The sequence below is a fragment of the Rhodococcus sp. SBT000017 genome (assembly GCF_003688915.1).
In the GTDB taxonomy this organism is placed as follows: Bacteria; Actinomycetota; Actinomycetes; order Mycobacteriales; family Mycobacteriaceae; genus Rhodococcoides.
In genome coordinates this window covers 2,946,341-2,967,088 of the sequence record NZ_REFU01000001.1, presented here as the reverse complement: position 1 = coordinate 2,967,088, position 20,748 = coordinate 2,946,341, and the positions used below count along the sequence as shown (strand labels likewise).

Genomic DNA, 20,748 nt, shown 5'->3' with positions numbered 1-20,748 from the left:
GGTTGCTGCCATCGGCACGGTGGTGATCGGCAAGGTCCTGCTCGAGCGAATTCTCGATGACGGGGCGACCTCGCCGCAGCAGTTGTTGTGGCCGCTGCTGGGGTTGGCGTTGGTAACGGCAATCACTGGAAGCATCGCCGTCATCCGGAACCAGCAGGAACGATTGCTCGGTGAGCGAGTGAGTCAACTGGTGTGGAACGAGGTCCTCGACGTCGTCACGAACGTCGATTTGATGACCTACGAACAACCGGGATTCATCACCGAGTATGCGAACGTGGAGCGAGGCGGGATGACCCGACCGCTTCCCATGACCAAGAGTGTCTTCGGGTTGATGGGCGCGGGGTTGGGTGTGGTTGCAATGTTGTTTGCACTGGTAAGCATCGCACCGGTGTTGGCCCCCATTCTCTTTCTCGGTGCTATCCCGGCAGTTATCGTCTCGCGGTTGGCTTCTCGTTCCGAGTTTGCGTTTGCGCAGAGGCTGACTCCGGATTTTCTGCGTCGGGAGTATTTACGGCGGGTTCTGACGCACCGGGAATATGCGGCCGAAGTACGCTCCTTCGGTGCGGCTCCCAACCTGCGATCTCGGCATACGATGCTGGACGGCGTCGTCGCCGATGGGTTGAAGACGCAGGTTGCCGGCCGTACGAGGTTGGCGCTGGTTCAGATTGCAGGCTCGGCACTGAGCTTGGTAGCGGTCCTGCTGGTGATCGTCTACATGCTGGATCGAAATTTTCTGAGCCTTCCGCAAGCCGGTGCGGCTGCCATCGCCGTCAGGATCCTCGGTTCGCAGCTCAGTTCGGTGTACGGCTCGTTCAGTACCTTGACCGAGTCAGCTCCTTTCGTCGCCGAACTCAACAAGTTCCTGCGGAACCGGCCGAAAGTCAATGCGCTGGGGGAGCCGGAGGTACTGCATAGAAGACTGACGCTCTCGAATGTCGGGTTCCAATACCCTGGTCGTGAAACTGCTGCCTTGGCCGGTATCGATCTGTTCATCGACCGTGGCGAGGTTGTTGCGCTTGTGGGCGAAAACGGTTCGGGCAAAACGACTCTCGCAAATATTGTCGCCGGTCTGTATGAGGCGGACTCGGGAGAAATTCTATGGGACGACGAGCCGCTCGCTCGCGAGCGGGTCCGGGCAAGCGTCACGATGGTTTTTCAGGACTTCGCTCAGTTCTCGTTCAGTGTCAGCGACAACATCGACATTGCTGGGCGGGCGATTACCAATCCGGGACGGGTTCACCTGGCGGCACAAGGTGCGCAGCTGGCCGAGACGATCGCCTCGCTTCCTTCGGGCTTCGACACCATGCTCGGCCGCGACCTCGACGATGGGCTCGATCTATCGGGTGGGCAATGGCAGCGCATGGCATTGGCACGGGCGCTCCTGAAAAACTCTTCGTTGATTGTCCTCGATGAGCCGAGCGCAGCGCTCGACCCACGCGCAGAGAACGAGTTGTTCCACGATGTTCGCCGGGTGCTGGACGGACGAGCCGCTCTGCTGATCTCCCATCGATATTCCAACGTGAAGCACGCAGATCGCATCTACGTTCTCGACGGGGGTCGCGTGGTCGAGTGTGGCAGCCATTACGAGTTGATGAGTCGCGGCGGGAAATATGCCGATCTGTTCACGCTGCAGTCGGCGGCATACTCGATCGAGTCGGCCGATGAGTGAGCTCGGTGCGTACGGTCTGACATTGCCGGGAATGCCTGGGCAGAATTGGCTCAAGTCCGCTCCGGCGGACTGGGTTCCGTGGTCCTTTGTGGTCGATGCCAGCCCACTCGTCAAGCGCCCTCCACAACATGTTTCGCTGGATTCGGCGATGCTGTACACCCAGCCGCGTGGATACGTTCACATCGACCGGAAGCGTTCGGTGACGACCGTCCGCCAAGGCAAATTTCCGGTGCGAGATGCATACGTGCACCCGTTGCTGGCGTCCACCGCGCTTATGGTCGCAGAGTGGAACCAGCGTCTGGTTTTCCACGGTGGCGCGTTTCTGGATTCCGCCGGGTACGTGTGGGGCGTGCTGGGCGATCGTGAGCACGGCAAGAGCTCTTTCCTCGGTTGGTGTGTGGCCAACGGAGTGGAGGTGTTCTCGGACGACTTGGTCGTCACCGACGGGCATCAGGTTCTGGCCGGACCGCGGTGCATCGACCTGAGGCAAAGTGCCGCAGAACATTTCGGTGTAGGTGTCGATATCGGCGTCGTGGGAACGCGGCGACGTTGGCGCGTCCAACTCGACGATGGAGTGGCCTCGGCCCCTTTGGGGGGATGGATCGCGTTGAAATGGGGCGAAACGTCGGTCCGAGCGATGACGGCCCAAGAGCGTGTGGCGATGCTGATCGCCAACCGCGGCATCAGCGTCGGACAGAATCATCAAGTGCCCTGGCTCAACTCGATCTCTGCACCGGCGTTCGAGTTCAGGCGCCCCCAAGATTGGGGGCACGTTGATGTGGCTATGCAGTCGCTCGTGCGCTCCGTGGAGAGATTCCGTACGCGAGCGGGATCGATCGCTTCAAGTTAGTTTCACTCACTACTTTCGGGATATATGTTTGTAACACAACGTGCTGGGGTCGAATCGAACCGAAAGTTAAGATCTTCTAGTCGGAACCGGCACAAACCAAAGGAATTCAACATGGCACAGTACTCCGCACCACAGATCTCAGACTTGGGATCTCTCTCTGCAATGACTCTCGCACCCGGAACAATTACGAAGTCCGGTAGCGGCGCGGACGGCTACACCGCATTGTCCGGCCTGACGGGCGGAGACGTCACGGTCACCATCAATTCGTGACACACCGCGGGAAGCCGTGCGATGAAGATGCACGGCTTCCCGCTCTGTTTGGGAGATCCGTTGGATGAGTTGAGCTATGGGGAATATCGGTCGACTCCTCGGCTGTCGCGATTTAACATCCAAGTGCTCCGCGCGGCATTCTGGGCAGCGAAAGCATGTCGTGAGACGCGCAAAGCCCTGCCCGTTTCGGGCGTCAACACCGAGGTGCGGGTACCGGCGTCCCTGCCAATCGGAAGCCGCCGCGGAGTAGACGCGGTTCTGCGGCGATTGAGCCCCACCTGCCTGGAACGTTCTCTCGTCAAGCAGCGATGGCTTGCCTCGCACGGTGTCGACGCCGAGGTCGTGATCGGAGTCCGCAGGGAAGATTCGGACTTTACAGCGCACGCGTGGCTCGATCACGAAACCACAGAGAAGCTTCTTGTCCAGTACTCGATCATTCACCGGCTTCCGGCTCCGTCGAACAACTCGACGCGCAAGTAATGTTGGGCAACCCGCTCACCCGTGAGACGCAACCATATCCAGCCACCGGCGGCGATCGGCTTCTGTTCCGCCGGGTAGATGCAGAATGCTGCGATCGACCACGTGGCTGCGGCGGTTGGATCCGGTGCGCGCAAGCCGAACCGCATTGCGCACAAACTGGACAACACTGTTTCTCGTAGATGTACGTGTTGCGCTGAACAGTGCACGCGCGGTGTACGCATTCAGAAACTCGGATTCCGGCGGAGCTGCTCTCGACGCCAGTCGACTCAGGGCAAGCCAGGGGTGGTGTCCGTGCTCGACCGGCGCATCGGTCCCCAGGAACGCAGCCGTTCTCGACGCCATCACCGATACGAGAAGTTCGACATTGTATTCACGGATTCGTTTGCGGATTACGTCGTTCGGCACATTGAGACTTGCTGCTGCGCAGTGGAAATCGAACATCCACTTCAAGCGATGACCACCCGACAGTACCGCGTGCGTGGCGAGGAAGATTACTGTGTCGGCCGTGTCGAGAACTGTCATCTCGACACCCCCCAAGGTGGTTGTGCAAGCGTGGTCGAATGTGCGGCAGATGTCGAGTTGAAAGGTCGATCGGGTGAGGGCCGAAGAAAAGAAGTGCCAATGCAGATCGATCACGGTCGCACCGATCGCAAGTGTGATCTCTCCTTGCTCGCGTTCGCTGATCAGGAACCAATTCTGGTCGATCAGCCGGGCAGGACCCTGGAGCAGCGCGGTAAGTCCACGCTCGAAGTCGGCGGGGTGAATGAGAATGTCCAGGTCGGAGTAGGTGCGGGCGCTGGGGGCCTCGTAAAATTGCTCGGCGACGGCTGGACCCTTGAACACCAGCCACCGAACACCGGCGGCGTCGAGTGCATTCCTTATGATCCTCAGCACTGCAAGGTGCAGGAGGTGCATGGCCGCTGCAGGTCGTATCGAATCCGCAAGTTCGGCGGGAACAGCAGTGCCGACATCGAGTAGCTTGTGGGCAATCAGAGGTCCAAGACCGGAGAATAGTGCGCAGTCGACCCAGTACGGCTCGAGATCGATAGGGATAGAGGGTAGTTCAGACTGGTTTGCGATGGCTTTGACCGACTCGATCAACAAACCGCGTGCGGCACGTTTCGGCCGCGCCAGATGAGCCATACATCGAGTAAACCAGTTCGGCAGGTGGCATGCGTGCAATGAGCATGATCTGGTGAATATCACAGTTTCTCTCGAGTGCCATGTGCTATCTGGTCAGCGAGGTGCGATGCGGGGTCAGTGGCTGTCCACACGGACCGACGGGCTCTGTTGCGCTTCGACTACCACGACATCGGCCGGGGCTCAACGGAGCGGGTTTGCCCCGGGGCTCGATCAGCGAAGAAGCAGCCTGGCATGGTTCAATTCTGTGTAGAAGAGGGGCTTGCGGCACCGGTAGGGCCTGAACCGAGATTGGGGTCTAGTTGTCTGAGGTGGACTTGGGTCAGTCAGCCGCCCGTGGCGTCTTCGTTACTTTGTTGGCCAAGTGGGGAAATACTATTACCATGCTGGCCTCATCCGTAGTGCTCGCACGCCTGCTGAGCCCAAATGACTTCGGGATTGTGGCCATGGTCACTGTCGTCATCGGATTCACTGTTCTCTTTCAGGATCTAGGATTGACATCCGCCGTTGTTCGGGCAAAAGATCTTACCAATTCGCAGCAAACATCAATTTGGCTGATGAATATCCTTCTTGGCCTTGTGCTGACGCTGACCATGTTTGCGTTGGCTCCTCTTATTGCTTCGTTCTACAATCAGCCGGAGGTAGAGAATGTTGCACGTGTACTGTCTTTGACTTTCTTGATCTCTTCGTTCTCGGGCCAGTCCCGTGCGGATCTTCTCAGATCGTTGCGCTTCAGCGTGCTCGGTGGTACGCAGGTCGCGGTCGGGCTCGTGCAATTGGTCGTCGCAATCGTGCTCGCAGTCAAAGGCTTCGGATACTGGGCGATCGTGACATCATCTGTGGTGTCCAGCGTGTTATGGGCGCTAACGCTGATCTTGAGATCCAACTTTCGACCTAGTCGACCAGCCCCCTTGCGGGAGGTAGGTATTCTTGTCAAGCAGGGTCTTCAAATCACATTTATTCAATCGGCTACGTTTCTTTCTCGAAGCATGGACGTGATCGCCGTAGGTCGTTTTTACGGTGCAGACACGGTTGGTCTGTACAATCGTGCCTCGCAAGTCGTTGGAATTGTCGAACAGCAATTGACATCGGCAATGACGGCTGTCGCGTTACCGGTGTTGTCCAAGCTGCAGGATTCACCGGATCGATTCCAAAAGGCAGTGAATCAAGCTGTGAACGCAATCGGTTACACGTTGACCCCGATATTCACCAGCCTGAGCCTGGCTGCGGTGCCTGCCGTGACTTTCGTCTACGGTGAACAGTGGCGCTTTGCGGGACAACTCCTCGTTATCATTGCCCTGGCAGGCACGGTCCGAAGTGTCCTATTGCTATTCGAATTGTCCGCAACCGCACTCGGCGCGATGAGCAGGCAAATCTCGGGTACTCTGATTGCGCAGTCGGTTGCGGCCGCCGTGTTGATCGCCGCAGCGACGGTGAGCGTTGAAACTGTCGCCATTGGCTATGTCGCCGTTACGTACATATCGGTGGTATTCAATATCTGGTGGATATCCCGAGGGACATACCTTTCGTTCAGGTCCGTGATGATTTCTTTCGCGCGGCCATTGGTAGTGTGGATCTTCGCCTACATTGTCGCGGTATTGGTTCGTGAGTTCCTTGTTGGCGGAGATTTGTTCTTGGCCTCGGTTTCGGTAGGCGTTCAGTTCGCCACAGGGCTCCTCATAATTCTGCTCCTACCTGCTGCTCGCAGAGATGTTCGGGATGTGTTCCGCTTGTTCAGACGCGCCGTGTCCATGCGCGCCTGAGTAGCGTGCCGCGACAAGTACTTACTGAGATTCATTCACCGTTTCCGTAGTCCCACAATCCAGTTCCTGCGTGCGGCGGTGGATTGGTCTTGTCCCGGGTATCGGTAGCCCACCAATTCACAGATGGCTTGGCTACGGACATACCGCTCGTCCGGGCAGCGTGCCAGGCGAGCACCCCGACGCCTTGCTCGACAAGCACGCCGGTGGTTGTCGTAACTCCGTTCCGAACCACGGAACCTTGCTCATACAGTCCAGCTTTGACGCACAGGCTGTCAGCGTCGAATGCGTATGCCTCCACTCCGATCTCGCCGATCAGAAGCGGCAACGATTTAGCGGCAACCCGCTGGCAGTAATCGCGGAGACGGGTGCCGAGCTCTTCGTCGGTAAGTCGGGTCGATCCCGTTCCACCCCAATTGACCGCCCACCGAGCATAGAGATGAACCGAGAAAACTATCGGTCCGTAGCCTTTGCCGGGTCCGAAGTCTGCGGCAATCGAGGAACCACGCGACAGTACATAAGAGTCGACTTCCCTCAAGGCACCTGTGCCTATGGTCGTGGACGTAGGAATGTCGTTCGCAAAAGACGCGGCGTCCAGAACGATGGTCGAGCGTGGAGCCACCGCGCGTACGCGAGCCAACATCCGTCGATACTGAGCGTCGAGTTCCGCCTGATTGGGACCGGGCTCGTTGATCAGGTTGAACCAGACGTACGGATTGTCGCGATACCGCTTGGCGACTTCCACCCACCAGTCGATGGACGCCTGCTCCGACGACCGTCCGCTCGGATCTCCCGACGAACCCGCGGCCGTGGGCAAATTGGAGCCGGCACCCCCGCCGCCTACGGCCGAATGCTGGGCGATCATGACAACGATCTTCTTGGCGGTGTACTCGCTGACAATGGCATCGAGCTGATTGTTGTTGAAATAGGTGTAACCCTGAGGGGATTCGTAGTCTCGGTTTCCGGTACTCAACCGAACGCACGTCCACTTCCACAGGTCGGCTGCAGCTGCCGACCGACCGCGCGTGTCGTCGTTCCACAGGAACGAAGGTCCGTTCAGATTTGCACCGATGGGGATGTACGCGAGCCCAGCCGGGTCGATGATCTTGTTCTTCTGAGTCTTGAAATAATTCGGCTGCGCAGGTGGCTGCATCACAGGTGAGCTGTAGTAGGGGATGGCGTTCGTCTGCGCGGACTGCGCCGACTCGTTGCCGGCACGGTCGTAGGACGAAACGGTGACTCGGTGAGTGACTGCATTCTGCAATCCAGCGATGACCAGAGTCGTCGCGCCTTCGACCTGCCCCCGGAACAGCTGGTTTGCATAGACCTTGTAGCCGAGTACCCCTGACCCGGAGTCCGCCGACGCGGTCCAGGAGACGCGAAGCGCGCTTCTACCGCTCACTGCCGATACACCCGTCGGAACCGTAGGTGCCGAATAATCGTTGAGGAGAGCTCTCGAATACGGAGTGACCCGAATGCGATTACGCGCTTCCGCAATCACAGCCCCGGCCGTATCCAAGCTTTCGAGGATCAGTTCTGACTCGATACCCACTGGAAGTCCTGTGACGAAGCAGCTCGTGTCGTCACCCTGCAGCACTTCCAACGGGTTCGCGCTCGCCGTGGACCGGACGATGTACTGAGCAGGTTTTCTGTCCCGGTTGGGGCCGGCGTGCAACCACCGTAGTTGAACACCGCCGAACGATCTCAGGCCGAAAAGAGCGGCTGGTACAGAACCGGAATCATCATCTGGCACAGCGGTTCTGATCACCCCGGATGATCGCTCCGACTCGACGTTGTCTGCGGTCAACGTCGCCACCTCCACGGTGTGGACCTCTGTGGTGTCGACCCCGGCGATGGTTGCCGACACGCCCCAGGACGTGGCGACCAACACGTCGTCCAAGTACACGTTGCATCGCATCGATCCCGAGGGAATCGACCCAGGCGACCAGCTCACTGCGAACGTTCCGGGCACCGTGCACTTCACTGCTATCTGGGTGGGCGGGACCGCCCCCTCGAAATCGGAGAGCAGAGCGAGACCAGCAGGAGGTTGAGCGTCTGCCGTTGCTGTATCGAACTGCGTTGCCAGCCCGAAAGTTCCGACGACAACAGGTGCCGAGACCAGAAATGTACGTCTGCTCACCCGATGTTGGTGGAGACCGGGAATTCGTGATTCGTCCAAGATGATCGGTCTCGTTTCTCGGGCTGTTTTGTTATTTGCCCTAAATATGACGGAAACTCTTGACGTCAACGCTATCGAGGCGATATGTAATCTGCTGGACACTCCGAGTTTGTTTCGTCGGGGGTCCAGAGCCTCCGATCACCGCAGGAACGCGCTGATGCGACGAATCCCCTAGGATCGCTTCGATAGCAGGCTTCGCACCGGAAATGTTTGCGGCAAACGCATCCGTGTGATTTCGACGATGGGACTCCATGACTTACCACTCCGGAGCGGCGAATCGCGGACCGACGCGACGGCAGTTTTTCAAAATCGGAGCCGTGTCTGCCGCCTTGCCTCTACTGGGCGCGTGCTCGTCGGACGAGCAAGGCCAAACTCCACAACAGAGTGATTCGGGCGAGAGCGCGAGCGCTCTGTTCGACCCACTGAAGCCGCCGACCCAGCTCATTGGTGCTGTCAGTGCTGCATCGGTCATGACGCTCACGTGGTCCGCAGGTTCGGTCTCGTCCGGAGTGCCCCGGTATCAGGTTTACGTCGACGACGAACTCCAGCTCGAGACTGACAAGACACTGGTCACTCTCGACGGCTTCGCGGACGATCGAATACACGCATTCTTCGTGCGAACCATCGATGCCGACGGACGCCAGTCCGCTTCGACCGCTCAGTTGGTGCGCGAGGTCGCTACTCCCGACGATTCTTCGCGGCCGCCTTTCCTGGTCGCAATCCCGGCGGCCAGCGGAGTGCAGTTCCGATGGGCGCATCCCACCGGAGACAGGAACTCGACCCCGGCCGAGTATCGGTTGTTTCGGGAAGGTGAAGTGCGCCCGCTCGCAGTCCTGAGTGCGGATCGGGTCAGCGGAAGTGCACCCGCGACCCACTTCTTCGCCACCGGGGTGCTTCCATCGGTCGAAAACGAGTACTTCGTGGTCGCGTACTCGGACCCCTCGACCGAGATCGGTGAGTCGCTCAATCGCGTTCGAGTCAGCGCGTATGATCGCACCTGGCCGCGCGCCGTCGACAACTTACAAGCGCCTGATCTTGCTGAGGCGAAGCAGGATTCGGCCACAGTCACCGTCTCTTGGTCCTACAACAACTCCTCTGCGCCTTTCGCATGCAACGTTTTCGCTGGTGAGAGGTTCATCGGCCAGCAGACCCAGGGGACGGAACTCGTGGTTCCGGTCGACCGAATCGCAGCGGGTGCATCCATCAACCTCACTGCCGTGGATGATGCCGGATACAGTTCCCCACTCAGTGCAGGTGTCGAGGTCGCCGGATCTAACGCTGTTCGGTCTCGAGCATTCGATGGCGAGTTCCGGACCGACGGTTTCGCGATCCTCGACCCGGAGGACCGCTCGTTCATCCCGGTTGGATCCAATATGTCGGGGCTTGATTACTTTTGGAACGAAAAGGTCATCGGTGAATCGGCTGCTGCAGCCGAGAACTGGCGGTGGAACACCGTCCGAATCGGCTGCGGTATGTCCGACTGGGGAGCGATTTCGGGCGGATATCTGTACTTTCGGAACAACGACTTGCGCCGCATAGTGGATGAGTACACCTCGCGCGAAATCGTGGTAGTCCTCTCTCAATTCTCCAAAGGCGCTCAGGGTCAAATGGGTTCGACCGACGGATTGTTGAACACCGCGCCCGGGAGTGCCCCCGATGGGACCGGACGGTCGATTGCCGAAGCGATGACCGATTGGTGGGTCGAGGTCGCCAAGATCTTTGCCGACAACCCGTACGTATGGATCAATCCCATCAATGAACCAGGAGGCGACCTGGATGGACTGGAGGGGCAATACCGCAGCATGCTGACCCGAATCAGGGCCGTCGCGCCGCGGACGCCGATCGTGCTGGATGCAGCGAACTTTGCGAACGATATTCCGAACAGTGCGACCATCGGTGCCGGGCCGGTGGATCCGGAGCAGTCTTTCGTTCTTTCCCGAGGGCCGAACTTGATGAACGACTTCGGCGCAGCGCGCGGTTACGGACCCGTCATTTTCTCGATTCACGTGTACAGCCGCTGGCCGGTCAACTACGGCGGGGACGGTCGAATAAATGACGAACAGTTAGCGGCCCGAATGCGTACGTTCGTGTCGGAAGCACGCCGACGTGGAGTTCCGTTCTTCGTGGGGGAGACCGGTGTAGAGGACTGGGCCACTGAATACGACTCAGCGAGTGTGCGCGTCGGGCTGTACGAACAAGGCCTTCTGGACGGGCGGCCTGTGGGCGTCTGGCAGGAGCAGCAGGTGGGTGTTCTTGCGTGGCACACCTCGCCGTTCAGTGGAATGCCGGTCGCGGCCGATGATCGCGACTGGTTCTCTGTGACAGATGTCTCCGAGGCCTCGCCACAGCCGGATGCAGGGGTCGGTCTGTGGAATTATTCGCACTCTCCGGGTTGATCGACGTGCTCGAAGCAGGAGATAGGACATTGAACGATATGCGAGTAGGCGTTGCATTCGCTGGCGACGCGGAAGACCCGACGGCGCGCTCCGGTACCCCGTTCGGGGTGCTCTCGGCCATCCGAGAACTCGGGCTGTCCGCGGTCGCGCTGAAAGCAGCACCACCGACCAACATCGATCGAGCGGTGGCGGCGGTCGACGCCGTTGCTCATCTCGCGTCACGGCGATCGATTCCGAGCGCTGCGCAAGCGCGTGAAACGTACAGCGGTGCGCATCTGGCCAAGTTGACGGCGAAGGTTCGCGGATCAGTCCTGGCTCGTCGCCGAGAGCTCGAGGAAATCGATGCGATCGTTGCTCTCGGAACTGGATACGATATCCCGGCCGGCATCCCGTACGTCGTCTACGACGATATGACCGTGCAGCAGGCCGTCGCCATGGAATACCCGGTCTGGATGGCGATGCGCGAATCGGATCGTGCGTTCAGGGTGGAGCAGCAGCGACGTATTTACCTCGGTGCGCAAATGTGTTGCATGACAACGACATGGGCGGCCGAGTCCGTGATACGTGACTATGGCGTGCCGTCGTCTCGGGTTGTTGTCGTGGGCGCCGGGACGCACGAAAAGGTTCGTACTGTCGAGCGAGATTGGAGCGTGCCCAGGTTCCTCTTCATCGGGCTGGACTGGAATCGGAAGAACGGTGCTCGCGTGCTTGCGGCCTTTGCTTCCTTGCGTGAGCGCATCCCGGAAGCAACCCTGGACGTAGTCGGAGGGCATCCACCGATCGAACAGGACGGTGTGACCACACATGGTCGCCTGTACCGGAACGACGCTTCCGACCTTGCGCGACTGCAGAAACTTTACGACCGAGCCACGTGCTTCGCGATGCCGTCCGTTCATGAACCCGGGGGCGTGGTGTTCGTGGAGGCCGCGGCAGTCGGGGTAGGTTCCATCGCTGGAAATCGCGGCGGTTCAGCTGATTTCGTCGGAGATGCAGGACTCATAGTAGATCCTTTCGACGACGGCGCCATCTTCGATGCCATGGTGTCGATGGCTGATCCAGCCACTGCGCGGAGTTGCGGGCAACGAGCCAGCGTCAGGGCTGCCATGTTCACATGGCCGCAAGTAGCCGGTCGCATTCTCGCGGCGCTGCACCCAGAAATCGATCTACCCATCGTGGTTTCCCCTTGGGTGGTAGCCGCCCAGCCGAGATTCAGGAGAACGGAACACCATGAATACGTCGACCCAGTCCGAGTCCACCGTCGGTGCCGTCGACGTGTCGGTGGTGATGGTGACTTACAACGCCGAAGAATGGACCAAGAAGGCGCTGTCCGCGTTACCGAGAGGCGCTACGCGCAGTTCCACTGAGCTGATAGTCGTCGACAACGCCTCGACAGTGTTGGATCGAGACGACCTGCTGTCTTGGGCAGGCCCCGATGCGAAGGTGACCTTCCTGGACGAGAACATCGGTTTCGGAAGAGCCTGCAACTTGGCCGTCACGCAGTCCACGGGCCGAACCGTGTTGTTGCTCAACCCCGATGCGATCGTCGACGAAGGTGCCGTGGACGAATTGTTGGCGTTTCTGGACGAAAATCCGGCCCGCGGAATTGTGGGTGGACGAATTACCGACCCCCAAGGAAATTTGGACTACGGTTCCTGCTTCGGTCACCAGACGACGTGGAGCCTGTTCTGCTTCGCTACTGGGCTGTCCACCGTGTTCGCGCGCAGTTCGGTGTTCAACCCGGAAGGCCTGGGAAAGTGGAAGCGCGACAGCGTTCGTGAAGTGGGAATAGTCACAGGTTGCCTGCTGCTGGCAGATCGCACGCTCTGGGACCGCCTCGAAGGATTCGACCCACGCTTTTTCATGTACGGCGAAGATGCAGATCTCTGCAAGCGGGCGTGGGACTTGGGTTTCCGCCCCTCGGTCACGCCTGCAGCACATGCCGTACACGCGCTCGGCGCATCGTCATCCTCCAGAGTGGCGAAGCAGATTCTGCTGTTTCGCGGCAAAGCCAGCCTGATTCGAAAGTCGCACAGTGGACTGATGGTCGTGGTCGAATCCGCCTTCCTGCAGGCGGGTGTTTGCCTGCGGGGACTCGGGGAACGGGTGACGCGCAAAACAGGTGGTGGGTGGTTGGATCTGTGGAAGCGTCGCGCCGAGTGGAAAGACGGCTGGTGAGTCAGCTCAAGTTGCGAGACGACATGTCCATCGACCATTGCCCGTCAGTGCCTCGCTGCTTCCGGTAAGCCGCAAGCACTTTCGCGGCCAGGGTAATGCCAACGTAGGTCACGACCTCGGCCAACCGAATGTCCTTCGACCGCGCTACTCGCAGGAGCGACTCGCGTGTGCTGCTGGTGCCGGAACCAGTGATGATGGTGTCGACCTGCTTGTTCCCCAATTCGGTTCGCGCACGCCGTCGAATCAGAGCACGCAGTGACACTGGAGCGACAGAGACGAATTCGCCTTCTGTGCTCAATCTTTCGCTCTCGCTGAACAATCCGCGCACGTAGGCGTCGTCGTTGACGACATCGGGAAACATGCCGATTCGGTCTCCTCCGGCACGATTCACGGCGTAAACACCCGATCCGATGACCCCTTCTTCCACGTACGGCAAGCGGACCCAGACCTTGTGATACGCGCGCACCGGCCAGGTGGAATGCCGCCAGTCGACCACCAGCTTGGGCGCAGCGACAGCAGGAGAGTCGGTCGCCTCCAGGTCGTTGACCAATGCCCGCAGGGTTTCGGTCGTCATCTGTATGTCGGCATCCAGGTACACCCTGGGATAGTGCGACATTGCTCGATCGCCGGCGCGCAATGCCTCGATCTTGGACGGGACATCGATGTCCACAACAGTCGAAAGTGGCCAATCCTGCAACACCGACTTGGCCTGCGCCACAGTGTTATCCGACGACCCGTTGGAAACCACACACACATGGAACTCATCCGTATCGGCGCTCGCCAGCAAAGTGCGTATGCAGCGCTCGATTACCGACCCCTCGTTGTGGGCAGGTATGACGACGGCAGAAGGCATCGGCGTAGGCAGCTTCCTCGAACTCGGATAGATGTGAACAACGTGCAGTTGCTTTGGAGATTATGACAGGTGCAGGGAAGTTCCGCTCTGCACGGCAGATCCTTTAGTAAAGCGAAGAATTCGAGAACTGCAGGCACTCTTCGGGGGTGGTTTAATGAGACAGCATCCGGATGGCTGCATGGCCGAAGCGGTGCAATGGGCGCACACGAAGCCTCGTCTGTTCGTTCAATCGGATTATTGCTGGATGCTGCACGTTGTGTTAGTAGGTTCGAACATGGCTGCATTGTTCGTGCGTGAAAGGTTACCGGGGGTAATGGGTCAAGCAACAACACTGTTAACTCTGGCGGAAGACGGTTCGGCTCAGATCGATTCACAGCTGGACCTGTTCACCGGTGCCCTGGATGAACTGATCGACGCTATTTGTGACTTGATAGCAGGCGGTGATGCGCATCTCGTGGTAACTCCCAATGTCGATCAGATTCTGCAGTTGAACCGATCTCCCGCGGCACGGCAGGCTGTGGAGGCGGCATCGCTGCGACTCGTCGACGGGATGCCGCTCGTCGGTCTGCTTCGCCTGCTCGGGGTTCGTTCGGTTCACCGACACACGGGTGCGGATCTGCTCCCTATGGCTGCGCGGCTCTCGCGGGAGAAAGCCTGGAGCATCGCACTCGTCGGAGGGATGGAGGGTGTGGCGGAGGCCGCTGTCCAGCGCCTCCGAGCGGAACATCCCGGCACCATGATCGAGGCCGTCGACCTACCGATGCTCACCGGTCCACAGGATCCTGCGGGCAAGGCAGCGGTACTGAGACTGACCGAACTGCAGCCGTCGTTGGTGTTTCTGTGTATGGGATTTCCGCGCCAGGAATCGTGGTTTCTGCATTGGCGTGAGCTTCTTCCCGGTGGGGTCTATCTCGGCACCGGTGCCGCGGTGGACTTCGCTGCGGGGACCAAGAGACGGGCACCGAAGTTGGTGCAGAATCTCGGTTTCGAGTGGGTGTTTCGCCTGTGGCAGGAGCCCAGGCGATTGGCCCACCGATACTTGGTCACCGGACCCAGGTTCGTCCTTGTCGCAGCGTTCTCCGCGAAGGCTCGGCTACGGGCAGCCCTCCGCAGATGAGGGTTGTGCTTGTACACAAACACAAATGCTCGTACTGAGAACTGCAAAGTATTCGGGTACTGTCCCAGCGGTCGACTACAGACCAGTTTCCTCGGCGTTCTGATGGTCACTCGCGAAGGGTATTGAGATCGTGGATTTGTTCGATGTAGCGAGAATTACCGCCAAGCGCTGGTACGTGTTCATCCCGCTTGCGTTGATTACCGCATTCTTCGCATACCAGGCGTACAGCGGCGTTAAGCCTCAGTACTACACGAGTGTGTCAGTGGGGCTTGTCAGCCCGAGCGTGAAGGATGTCGCCGTTCAATCGAGCCCCAGCGATCCGGTGTTCCAGGTCTCCAACGGTCTTCAGGATGCGGGCGGCGTATCACTACTGGCCAACCTACTGGCCATTGGTCTTCGGGATGCGTCGGTTCAATCCCAGGTGCGGGCCGCGGGCGGATCTGGGAGCTACTCGTCGGAGGTTTTCAACCTTCCCAATGCCGGCCAGCTGCCGATCGTGGTGGTGAGTGCGCAGGGGCCGAGCGCGCAAGGCGTGTTCGACACAGTCAATCTGGTGGCCCAGCAGTCCGACCAAACTTTGCGCGGAATCCAGGCGCAGGCAGGTGTTCCAGACACGCGATTGATAACTGCATTCCCTCTGTCGGCCGTTCCCGAACCCGTCGGTGGACTTCCCGGTAGGACGCGGGAGACTGCAACATTGGCTGTTGCCGGGCTCGCGGGAGCCGTGGTCGCGTCGGTGCTGTTCGACGCCGTCGTCGTCAGGATCGGACGCAGTCGAAGGAAGGATGGAAAGGGAATACGCGACACGGAGGAGCTGGCAGACGACGGTACTGACTCCGAGATGCACCTGGATCGCCGAGACCGTGCCTACAGGTAGAAGGCCCGCCTTAGCAGACTTTGCCTCCGGTGGCCAAAGGCCTTGGCTGGCGGCATCCATGGGGCTGACCCTGTTTCTCCTACCTACTGTCGTAGTGCTGGCCGGGCCTCTGCGATCCAATGGCTCGCCGGCCAAAATGCTCGCCTACGTTATGGCCGGATTGGTAGTTCTGACCTTCGTGAACGGGAAAGTCATGTTCACCCGCGATGGTCTTCTGCACGCAGGCGTCGCGATCGTCATGATCTTCTGCCTGAGCCGGATTTTCGTCCTCGCTCGTACATTCGAGAATGGACTGGATACCGAGCAGGACGCCACGGTACTTCGCACGGTGATGAGCACGGTGGCGTTCGTAGGGGTTGCGGTCTTCATCATGACTCGAATAACAACAGTGCGCGCACGGAACTTCGTTCTCGGAGCTATGCTTATCGGAGCGACATATGCGGCTATTGTCGGTGTGCTTCAGGGTGTTTCGGATATCGACCTCAAGTATCTCCTGCAGCCCCCGGGGTTCGTGCTGAAGGTAGAGAAAACGCTTGCCATCAGGGATGGATTCACTCGCGTGTTGGGTACCTCGGATCATCCCATCGAGTTCTCTGTTGTCGTCGCCACAATGTTTCCGATTGCGGCACACTTTTTTCGTTTCGGTTCGACCCGAAACGTGCGTATGTATTCCGGCATCTCGCTGGTTGTAATGATTCTCGCGATTCCGGCAAGTGTCTCGCGGACTGCGATCGTAGCCGTGGTGGCATCTGCCGTCGTCTACTTGTTCGCGCTCAAGGTTCGCGAAATCTTTGCTGCAGCAATACTTCTTGGAATTGCCGTGCTTATCTACTACGTCTCGGTACCCGAGTTGTTCGATGCCATAGTCAAGCTGTTCGTCGGAGCTTCGGAGGATGACAGTATTACCTCCCGTACCGACGATTACGCCTACACGGGTGATCTGTTCCGTCAGAACCCGGTGCTCGGCTCTGGTTTTGCGGCAACGATGCCCGATAGAACCCAGTACCTGGACAACGTGTGGCTGGGCACCATCATCAGTGGGGGTATCGTAGGGGTACTCGGAATCATGGCCATCGTCGTCGGCGGAATCATCGGAGCCACGCTGGCATTCAGGAACGTCAGAACGGCGGCAGAACGCGACCTCGTGTTCGCGCTGTCAGGTGCATTCGCATCCTTGGTTGTCTCCACCACGGTGTTCGACATGTTTGCCTTCCAGCAGGCTGCGTTCCTGCTGTTCATCGTCTTTGCTCTGTTGTGGTCGCTCGCCTACCGAACAGACAGTCCTGCGGTCGATATGGCTGCCCAGCGCAGTTCGGCCTTGCGCAGCCGCCCGACACAGCGAGTGGAACAGTGATCGGTACGGACGCCGTCGTTGCGATGGTGTCGGACACGTGGGCAGACAGCGTCCGCCGGGGCTTCTACTCCACCGCCGATCAGACCATACTCTCCCTCCTCGGTGACGAGCGCATTCGACGGGTGATGGTGGCAGATCATCCACGCGGACTGCCATCCAAGCTCAAAACCTTGTATGCGGGCGCTGCCAAGGCCCCACATACTGCCTTTCTCCGATCGGTGAGTCCGGCGGTCCTCACCACACCCATCCCTACATCGGTCGCTGCCATCGAGCGGCGCTATCGAATGTACGACCGGCAGTTGGCATTCGGTGCGTTGCGGCATCGACTGCAGTCACCGGCCTTGGTTACGTTCAACATCTATCACGCGGCGTACGGTGACCATCGATGGGCCGAGTCGGTGTGCTTCTATGCCCAAGACGACGAATCGGCTATTCCGTACAAAGCAGCGCAGGCACCATTGCTCAGAGAGGCGTACAAGCAGATCTCCAAGAGCGGTATGGACGTCTACGCAGTCTCCGACGTTCTGCTCGATCGCATCGCACCGACCGGTCGTGGTTTCGTGATCCCCAATGGTGTCGACTCCGAGCTGTGGGGACTCTCGCTGAGGTCAGGGAGGAGTGACACTCGGACTCCGGTGGCTGCCTACGCCGGGACCATCGACGGTCGAATCGATGTAACAGCCGTGGCGCAGTTGGCCGCAAGCGGAATTGCTGTCCGCATGGCAGGAGTGATCGCAGACGCGAGGGTCGGTACGTTGTTGGCCGAGATACCGGGAGTCGAGCTCGTCGGTAGTATCGCGCGGTCCGAAGTGGCGGCATTCCTGATGTCCGCCGACGTGTGTTTCATGGCGCACAGACGAACGCCGTTGACCGAGGCCATGTCTCCGCTCAAGATCTACGAGTACTTGGCCAGCGGAAATCCGGTTGTGGCAACGAATTTGGGGTCCTTTGGTGCTGAACCACTCGTCGGTGCCTCGTGCATTCTCGTCGACCCGGGCGGGGACTACGTCAGCGCGATGAACCTGGCGCTGGAGCGAGGCCAGTTGAGTGAACCCGATCGTCAGAAACTGGTGCAGAGCTTGTCGTGGCGCGCCCGCCATGAACCCCTCATCCAGCGACTGACGGGAGCAGGCTCATGACACCGAAACCCGCGCGACCGGTGGTCGTGTTCGCCTCGATGTACTTCGATGGGCATCAGCTGTACGACCAACGATTGGCTCGGGCATTGGCTACCAGCAACCCCATCCTGTATGTGGAACCTCCGACGCCTCTCCTGCGAAGGCCGGGTAAAGACAAGCGCACGTTCGGGTTCGGCTCCACGAACGCCGATGGCGTGACCACCTTCACTCCCGCCACGCTCCCCCTCGGATCCCGGCGATTGCTGTACCCACTGTCAGGCCTTCTGATCGCGTTGCAGATCTGGATCGGCATCTTCGCGAGGTTGCGTACGGTTCGCTTTCAGTCGGTGTTCATCGCCGTCAATCCGGTCACCAAGCGACTCTTCCCTGCCCGCCGTTCGGTGTCGCTGATTAAAGACGATTACGCGGCTGCATCGAACCTGATCGGCATTCCGAAAGAAGTGGTGCAGAGCCGCTTTCGCTCTACGATCCGTCGAGCACACAACGTAGTTGTCGTATCGCCTGTCCTGCGAAGCATCCTGTTACGCCGAGGTGTTCGCTCTCGGATCATTCCCGCTGGTTGCCACATCCCGGAACAGCAGTGGGATGAACCTGCTGAATTGTCTGATGTTGCCCACCCACGGGCGGTGTTCGTGGGCATGGTGTCCGATCGCATCGACTTGAATCTGATGCAGGCAGTCGTGGAATCAGGGGTGTCCGTTGTCGGTGTCGGTCAGGTTCAGCCCACTTTCTCCAAGCAGGTTCAATTCGAGCAACTGCGCGCGCACGCCAACTTTCACTGGCTTCCACCTCGCTCAGGACCCGACCTCGAAGCAGTCATTCAGCATTGCGCGGTGGGGTTGATCCCGTACGAGTTGTCCGAATTCAATCGTTCCAGCTTCCCGCTCAAGGCTTTCGAGTACCTCGCGTGCGGCAAGGTGGTGGTATCGACCGCGCTGCCATCCATGACCTGGCTCGAATCCGAGAACGTGCGAACGGCCACAGGCGCGGTGGAGTTCGCTTCCGAAGTGCACGACGCACTGGCGCAGGCCAGCGATTCAGGCGTCATCGCCGCGTGCACGTCGTACGCCGAGAACAACACTTGGGCCATGCGGGCCGACGAATTCCGTGCACTGCTCGGGAACAACCAATGACGAGGCCGGGGATCGTTGCGCTGGTCGAGGATCGGCGATGGCGGTCCAGCCGACTGATAGCCGTTGCGTTCGGAATCGCCGCACTGGGTCTCGTCGTGTACGCGATTTACTCGGGACTGGGCCCCCTTCGATATGCCGACGAGAAGCAGTACCTGTCGATCGCACGATCGCTGGCGGACGGTGGTGGTTTCTCCATCCACGGCCGGCCCAGTGCCTATCGTCCACCCGTGTGGCCGCTGATGTTGAGTGCTTTTGTCCTGGTCGGCATCGACGGGAGCATTCTCGTTGTGCTGTCTGCGGTTTTCATGATCGCAGCGGCAGCCCTTGCCGGTTGGATCTGTTCGAGCATCACCGGATCGCGCCTGGGCTACTTGGCGTCGGTGATAATGCTGGTTTATCCGCTGAACGTGTACACCGCTGCCACTCTCTACCCGCAGGGTCTCGCAACGCTACTGGTGCTGGCGTTGTGGGCGGTGGCAATCAAGGCCGATATCAATGGCCGAAAGCCCCTCTCATTCAGAGCATCGGCCGGCATCGGACTGTTGATGGCCTGCCTGAGCCTGGCCGTGCCCACTCTGGTCTTCACCGCATTCTTGGCCGGGGTGTGGATGCTCTGGCAGCAGCGCGGGAATCGTGTCAAGTTTGCCACGGTCACGCTGCTGTTCTTCGCCATACCGGTAGCACTGTGGGCGGCCAGAAACGAACAGCAATTGGGGGAGCCGGTTCTCTTCAGCACGACCTCCGGCGAGAACCTGGTGATCGGCAACAATCCGAGCGCCACCGGAAGCTCCGGGGTCGATATCGTCTATCCGCCGGAGTCGATTCCACCGCCGGAACTCGTGGAAGTGGAGCGGGACGCCTACTTCCGGGATGCGGCGCTGACCTGGATCGAGAACAACCCAGCCGAGGCAGCGCAGCTGTACATTTCCAAGACCCTGAACTACTTCGCGCCATACAACAAGCCGACAACGGAGGGGCGTGGAAGTGCCCTACAGATGGTGGTTGCGATCGTCGCATTCGGTGCGGTCGTGGTTGGTTTGGTCGCCCGAATCTTGTTGCGTCACAATTTGAAAATGCTGCCATCCGAGTGGGCCTTTCTCGTAGTCTTCGCACTCAACGCTCCGTTCATGGCAATTTTCTTCACTCGCACCCGCTTTCGACAGCCACTCGACAGCATCCTCATCGTCGAAGCGGTGGTTGCTGTGGTGATTCTGGTGGCGGGAATGCGGCACATGCAGGCGGCGACAGCAACGAGCGGGTTCGAGGACGGACCGGCACACGAACGAGAGGTGTCCGAACGTGAATCCTGAGGTTTTGTGGGCGCTTTCGTGCCGACTGTATCGGCGTGGCTCGACA

The 20,748-nt window shown here is 59.5% G+C and carries 16 protein-coding genes; 13 read left to right on the top strand and 3 right to left on the bottom strand.

Annotation, left to right across the window (positions count from 1 at the left end; genetic code table 11):
• Positions 1–19: 19 nt before the first annotated feature.
• The 3 genes from AYK61_RS13805 to AYK61_RS28260 all read left to right on the top strand — a co-directional run bounded on the left by AYK61_RS13805 (position 20) and on the right by AYK61_RS28260 (position 3,269).
• A complete protein-coding gene (locus AYK61_RS13805; protein ID WP_183130277.1) occupies positions 20–1,669 on the top strand; it encodes an ABC transporter ATP-binding protein in 1,650 nt (549 codons plus the stop codon).
• Entirely contained in the window at positions 1,662–2,519 is an 858-nt protein-coding gene (locus tag AYK61_RS13800; protein ID WP_121871180.1) for a hypothetical protein, read from the top strand. The genes AYK61_RS13805 and AYK61_RS13800 overlap by 8 nt, the downstream gene beginning before the upstream one ends.
• Before the next feature lie 291 nt (positions 2,520–2,810).
• Positions 2,811–3,269 (top strand): lasso peptide biosynthesis B2 protein, encoded by a 459-nt coding sequence (locus AYK61_RS28260; RefSeq protein WP_121871179.1) that lies wholly within the window; start codon positions 2,811–2,813, stop codon positions 3,267–3,269.
• Positions 3,270–3,284: 15 nt separating this feature from the next.
• Here AYK61_RS28260 and AYK61_RS13790 read toward each other — a convergent pair whose 3' ends face one another.
• The gene (locus AYK61_RS13790; protein ID WP_121871178.1) at positions 3,285–4,412 is read right to left on the bottom strand and encodes a nucleotidyltransferase family protein; all 1,128 of its coding nucleotides are present in this window, start codon (positions 4,410–4,412) and stop codon (positions 3,285–3,287) included.
• Between the two features lie 308 nt (positions 4,413–4,720).
• Between AYK61_RS13790 and AYK61_RS13785 the strand changes: the two genes are divergently transcribed.
• Positions 4,721–6,172, top strand: a complete 1,452-nt coding sequence (locus AYK61_RS13785; protein ID WP_259468187.1) for a lipopolysaccharide biosynthesis protein — start codon at positions 4,721–4,723, stop codon at positions 6,170–6,172.
• Positions 6,173–6,203: 31 nt separating this feature from the next.
• Here AYK61_RS13785 and AYK61_RS13780 read toward each other — a convergent pair whose 3' ends face one another.
• The gene (locus tag AYK61_RS13780) at positions 6,204–8,309 is read right to left on the bottom strand and encodes a cellulase family glycosylhydrolase (RefSeq protein ID WP_147458329.1); all 2,106 of its coding nucleotides are present in this window, start codon (positions 8,307–8,309) and stop codon (positions 6,204–6,206) included.
• 356 nt (positions 8,310–8,665) lie between these two features.
• Here AYK61_RS13780 and AYK61_RS13775 point away from each other — a divergent pair, with 356 nt between their 5' ends.
• The 3 genes from AYK61_RS13775 to AYK61_RS27880 are packed head-to-tail and all read left to right on the top strand — an operon-like array spanning position 8,666 to position 12,919.
• Entirely contained in the window at positions 8,666–10,744 is a 2,079-nt protein-coding gene (locus AYK61_RS13775; RefSeq protein WP_183130275.1) for a cellulase family glycosylhydrolase, read from the top strand.
• Positions 10,745–10,749: 5 nt separating this feature from the next.
• Positions 10,750–12,108: a glycosyltransferase family 4 protein gene (locus AYK61_RS13770; RefSeq protein WP_259468186.1), complete on the top strand. Its 1,359-nt coding sequence runs from the start codon at positions 10,750–10,752 to the stop codon at positions 12,106–12,108.
• On the top strand, positions 12,029–12,919 hold the full coding sequence (locus AYK61_RS27880) for a glycosyltransferase family 2 protein (RefSeq protein WP_259468185.1): 891 nt from the start codon (positions 12,029–12,031) through the stop codon (positions 12,917–12,919). The genes AYK61_RS13770 and AYK61_RS27880 overlap by 80 nt, the downstream gene beginning before the upstream one ends.
• Before the next feature lies 1 nt (position 12,920).
• Here the strand turns inward: AYK61_RS27880 and AYK61_RS13760 are convergent, their stop codons facing one another.
• Complete coding sequence (locus AYK61_RS13760) at positions 12,921–13,772, bottom strand: glycosyltransferase family 2 protein (RefSeq protein ID WP_121871172.1); 852 nt, start codon at positions 13,770–13,772, stop codon at positions 12,921–12,923.
• A 313-nt stretch (positions 13,773–14,085) separates the two neighbouring features.
• Between AYK61_RS13760 and AYK61_RS13755 the strand changes: the two genes are divergently transcribed.
• The 6 genes from AYK61_RS13755 to AYK61_RS13730 all read left to right on the top strand — a co-directional run bounded on the left by AYK61_RS13755 (position 14,086) and on the right by AYK61_RS13730 (position 20,702).
• Positions 14,086–14,889, top strand: a complete 804-nt coding sequence (locus AYK61_RS13755; RefSeq protein WP_183130274.1) for a WecB/TagA/CpsF family glycosyltransferase — start codon at positions 14,086–14,088, stop codon at positions 14,887–14,889.
• Positions 14,890–15,019: 130 nt separating this feature from the next.
• On the top strand, positions 15,020–15,766 hold the full coding sequence (locus tag AYK61_RS13750) for a hypothetical protein (protein ID WP_147458327.1): 747 nt from the start codon (positions 15,020–15,022) through the stop codon (positions 15,764–15,766).
• Between the two features lie 58 nt (positions 15,767–15,824).
• Positions 15,825–17,120, top strand: a complete 1,296-nt coding sequence (locus AYK61_RS13745) for an O-antigen ligase (RefSeq protein WP_183130273.1) — start codon at positions 15,825–15,827, stop codon at positions 17,118–17,120.
• A complete protein-coding gene (locus AYK61_RS13740; protein WP_121871168.1) occupies positions 17,117–18,259 on the top strand; it encodes a glycosyltransferase in 1,143 nt (380 codons plus the stop codon). The genes AYK61_RS13745 and AYK61_RS13740 overlap by 4 nt, the downstream gene beginning before the upstream one ends.
• Positions 18,256–19,392: a glycosyltransferase gene (locus AYK61_RS13735; RefSeq protein WP_121871167.1), complete on the top strand. Its 1,137-nt coding sequence runs from the start codon at positions 18,256–18,258 to the stop codon at positions 19,390–19,392. Before AYK61_RS13740 ends, AYK61_RS13735 begins: the two co-directional genes overlap by 4 nt.
• A complete protein-coding gene (locus tag AYK61_RS13730; RefSeq protein ID WP_121871166.1) occupies positions 19,389–20,702 on the top strand; it encodes a glycosyltransferase family 39 protein in 1,314 nt (437 codons plus the stop codon). The genes AYK61_RS13735 and AYK61_RS13730 overlap by 4 nt, the downstream gene beginning before the upstream one ends.
• Positions 20,703–20,748: the final 46 nt, after the last annotated feature.

Excerpts from the sequence above, each read along its gene's own strand:
- AYK61_RS13800 (WP_121871180.1), top strand. The coding sequence starts at position 1,662 with ATGAGTGAGCTCGGTGCGTACGGTCTGACATTGCCGGGAATGCCTGGG.
- AYK61_RS28260 (WP_121871179.1), top strand. The coding sequence starts at position 2,811 with ATGAAGATGCACGGCTTCCCGCTCTGTTTGGGAGATCCGTTGGATGAG.
- AYK61_RS13790 (WP_121871178.1), bottom strand. The coding sequence starts at position 4,412 with ATGGCTCATCTGGCGCGGCCGAAACGTGCCGCACGCGGTTTGTTGATC.
- AYK61_RS27880 (WP_259468185.1), top strand. The coding sequence starts at position 12,029 with ATGGTGACTTACAACGCCGAAGAATGGACCAAGAAGGCGCTGTCCGCG.
- AYK61_RS13760 (WP_121871172.1), bottom strand. The coding sequence starts at position 13,772 with ATGCCTTCTGCCGTCGTCATACCTGCCCACAACGAGGGGTCGGTAATC.
- AYK61_RS13755 (WP_183130274.1), top strand. The coding sequence starts at position 14,086 with ATGGGTCAAGCAACAACACTGTTAACTCTGGCGGAAGACGGTTCGGCT.
- AYK61_RS13745 (WP_183130273.1), top strand. The coding sequence starts at position 15,825 with ATGGGGCTGACCCTGTTTCTCCTACCTACTGTCGTAGTGCTGGCCGGG.
- AYK61_RS13735 (WP_121871167.1), top strand. The coding sequence starts at position 18,256 with ATGACACCGAAACCCGCGCGACCGGTGGTCGTGTTCGCCTCGATGTAC.
- AYK61_RS13730 (WP_121871166.1), top strand. The coding sequence starts at position 19,389 with ATGACGAGGCCGGGGATCGTTGCGCTGGTCGAGGATCGGCGATGGCGG.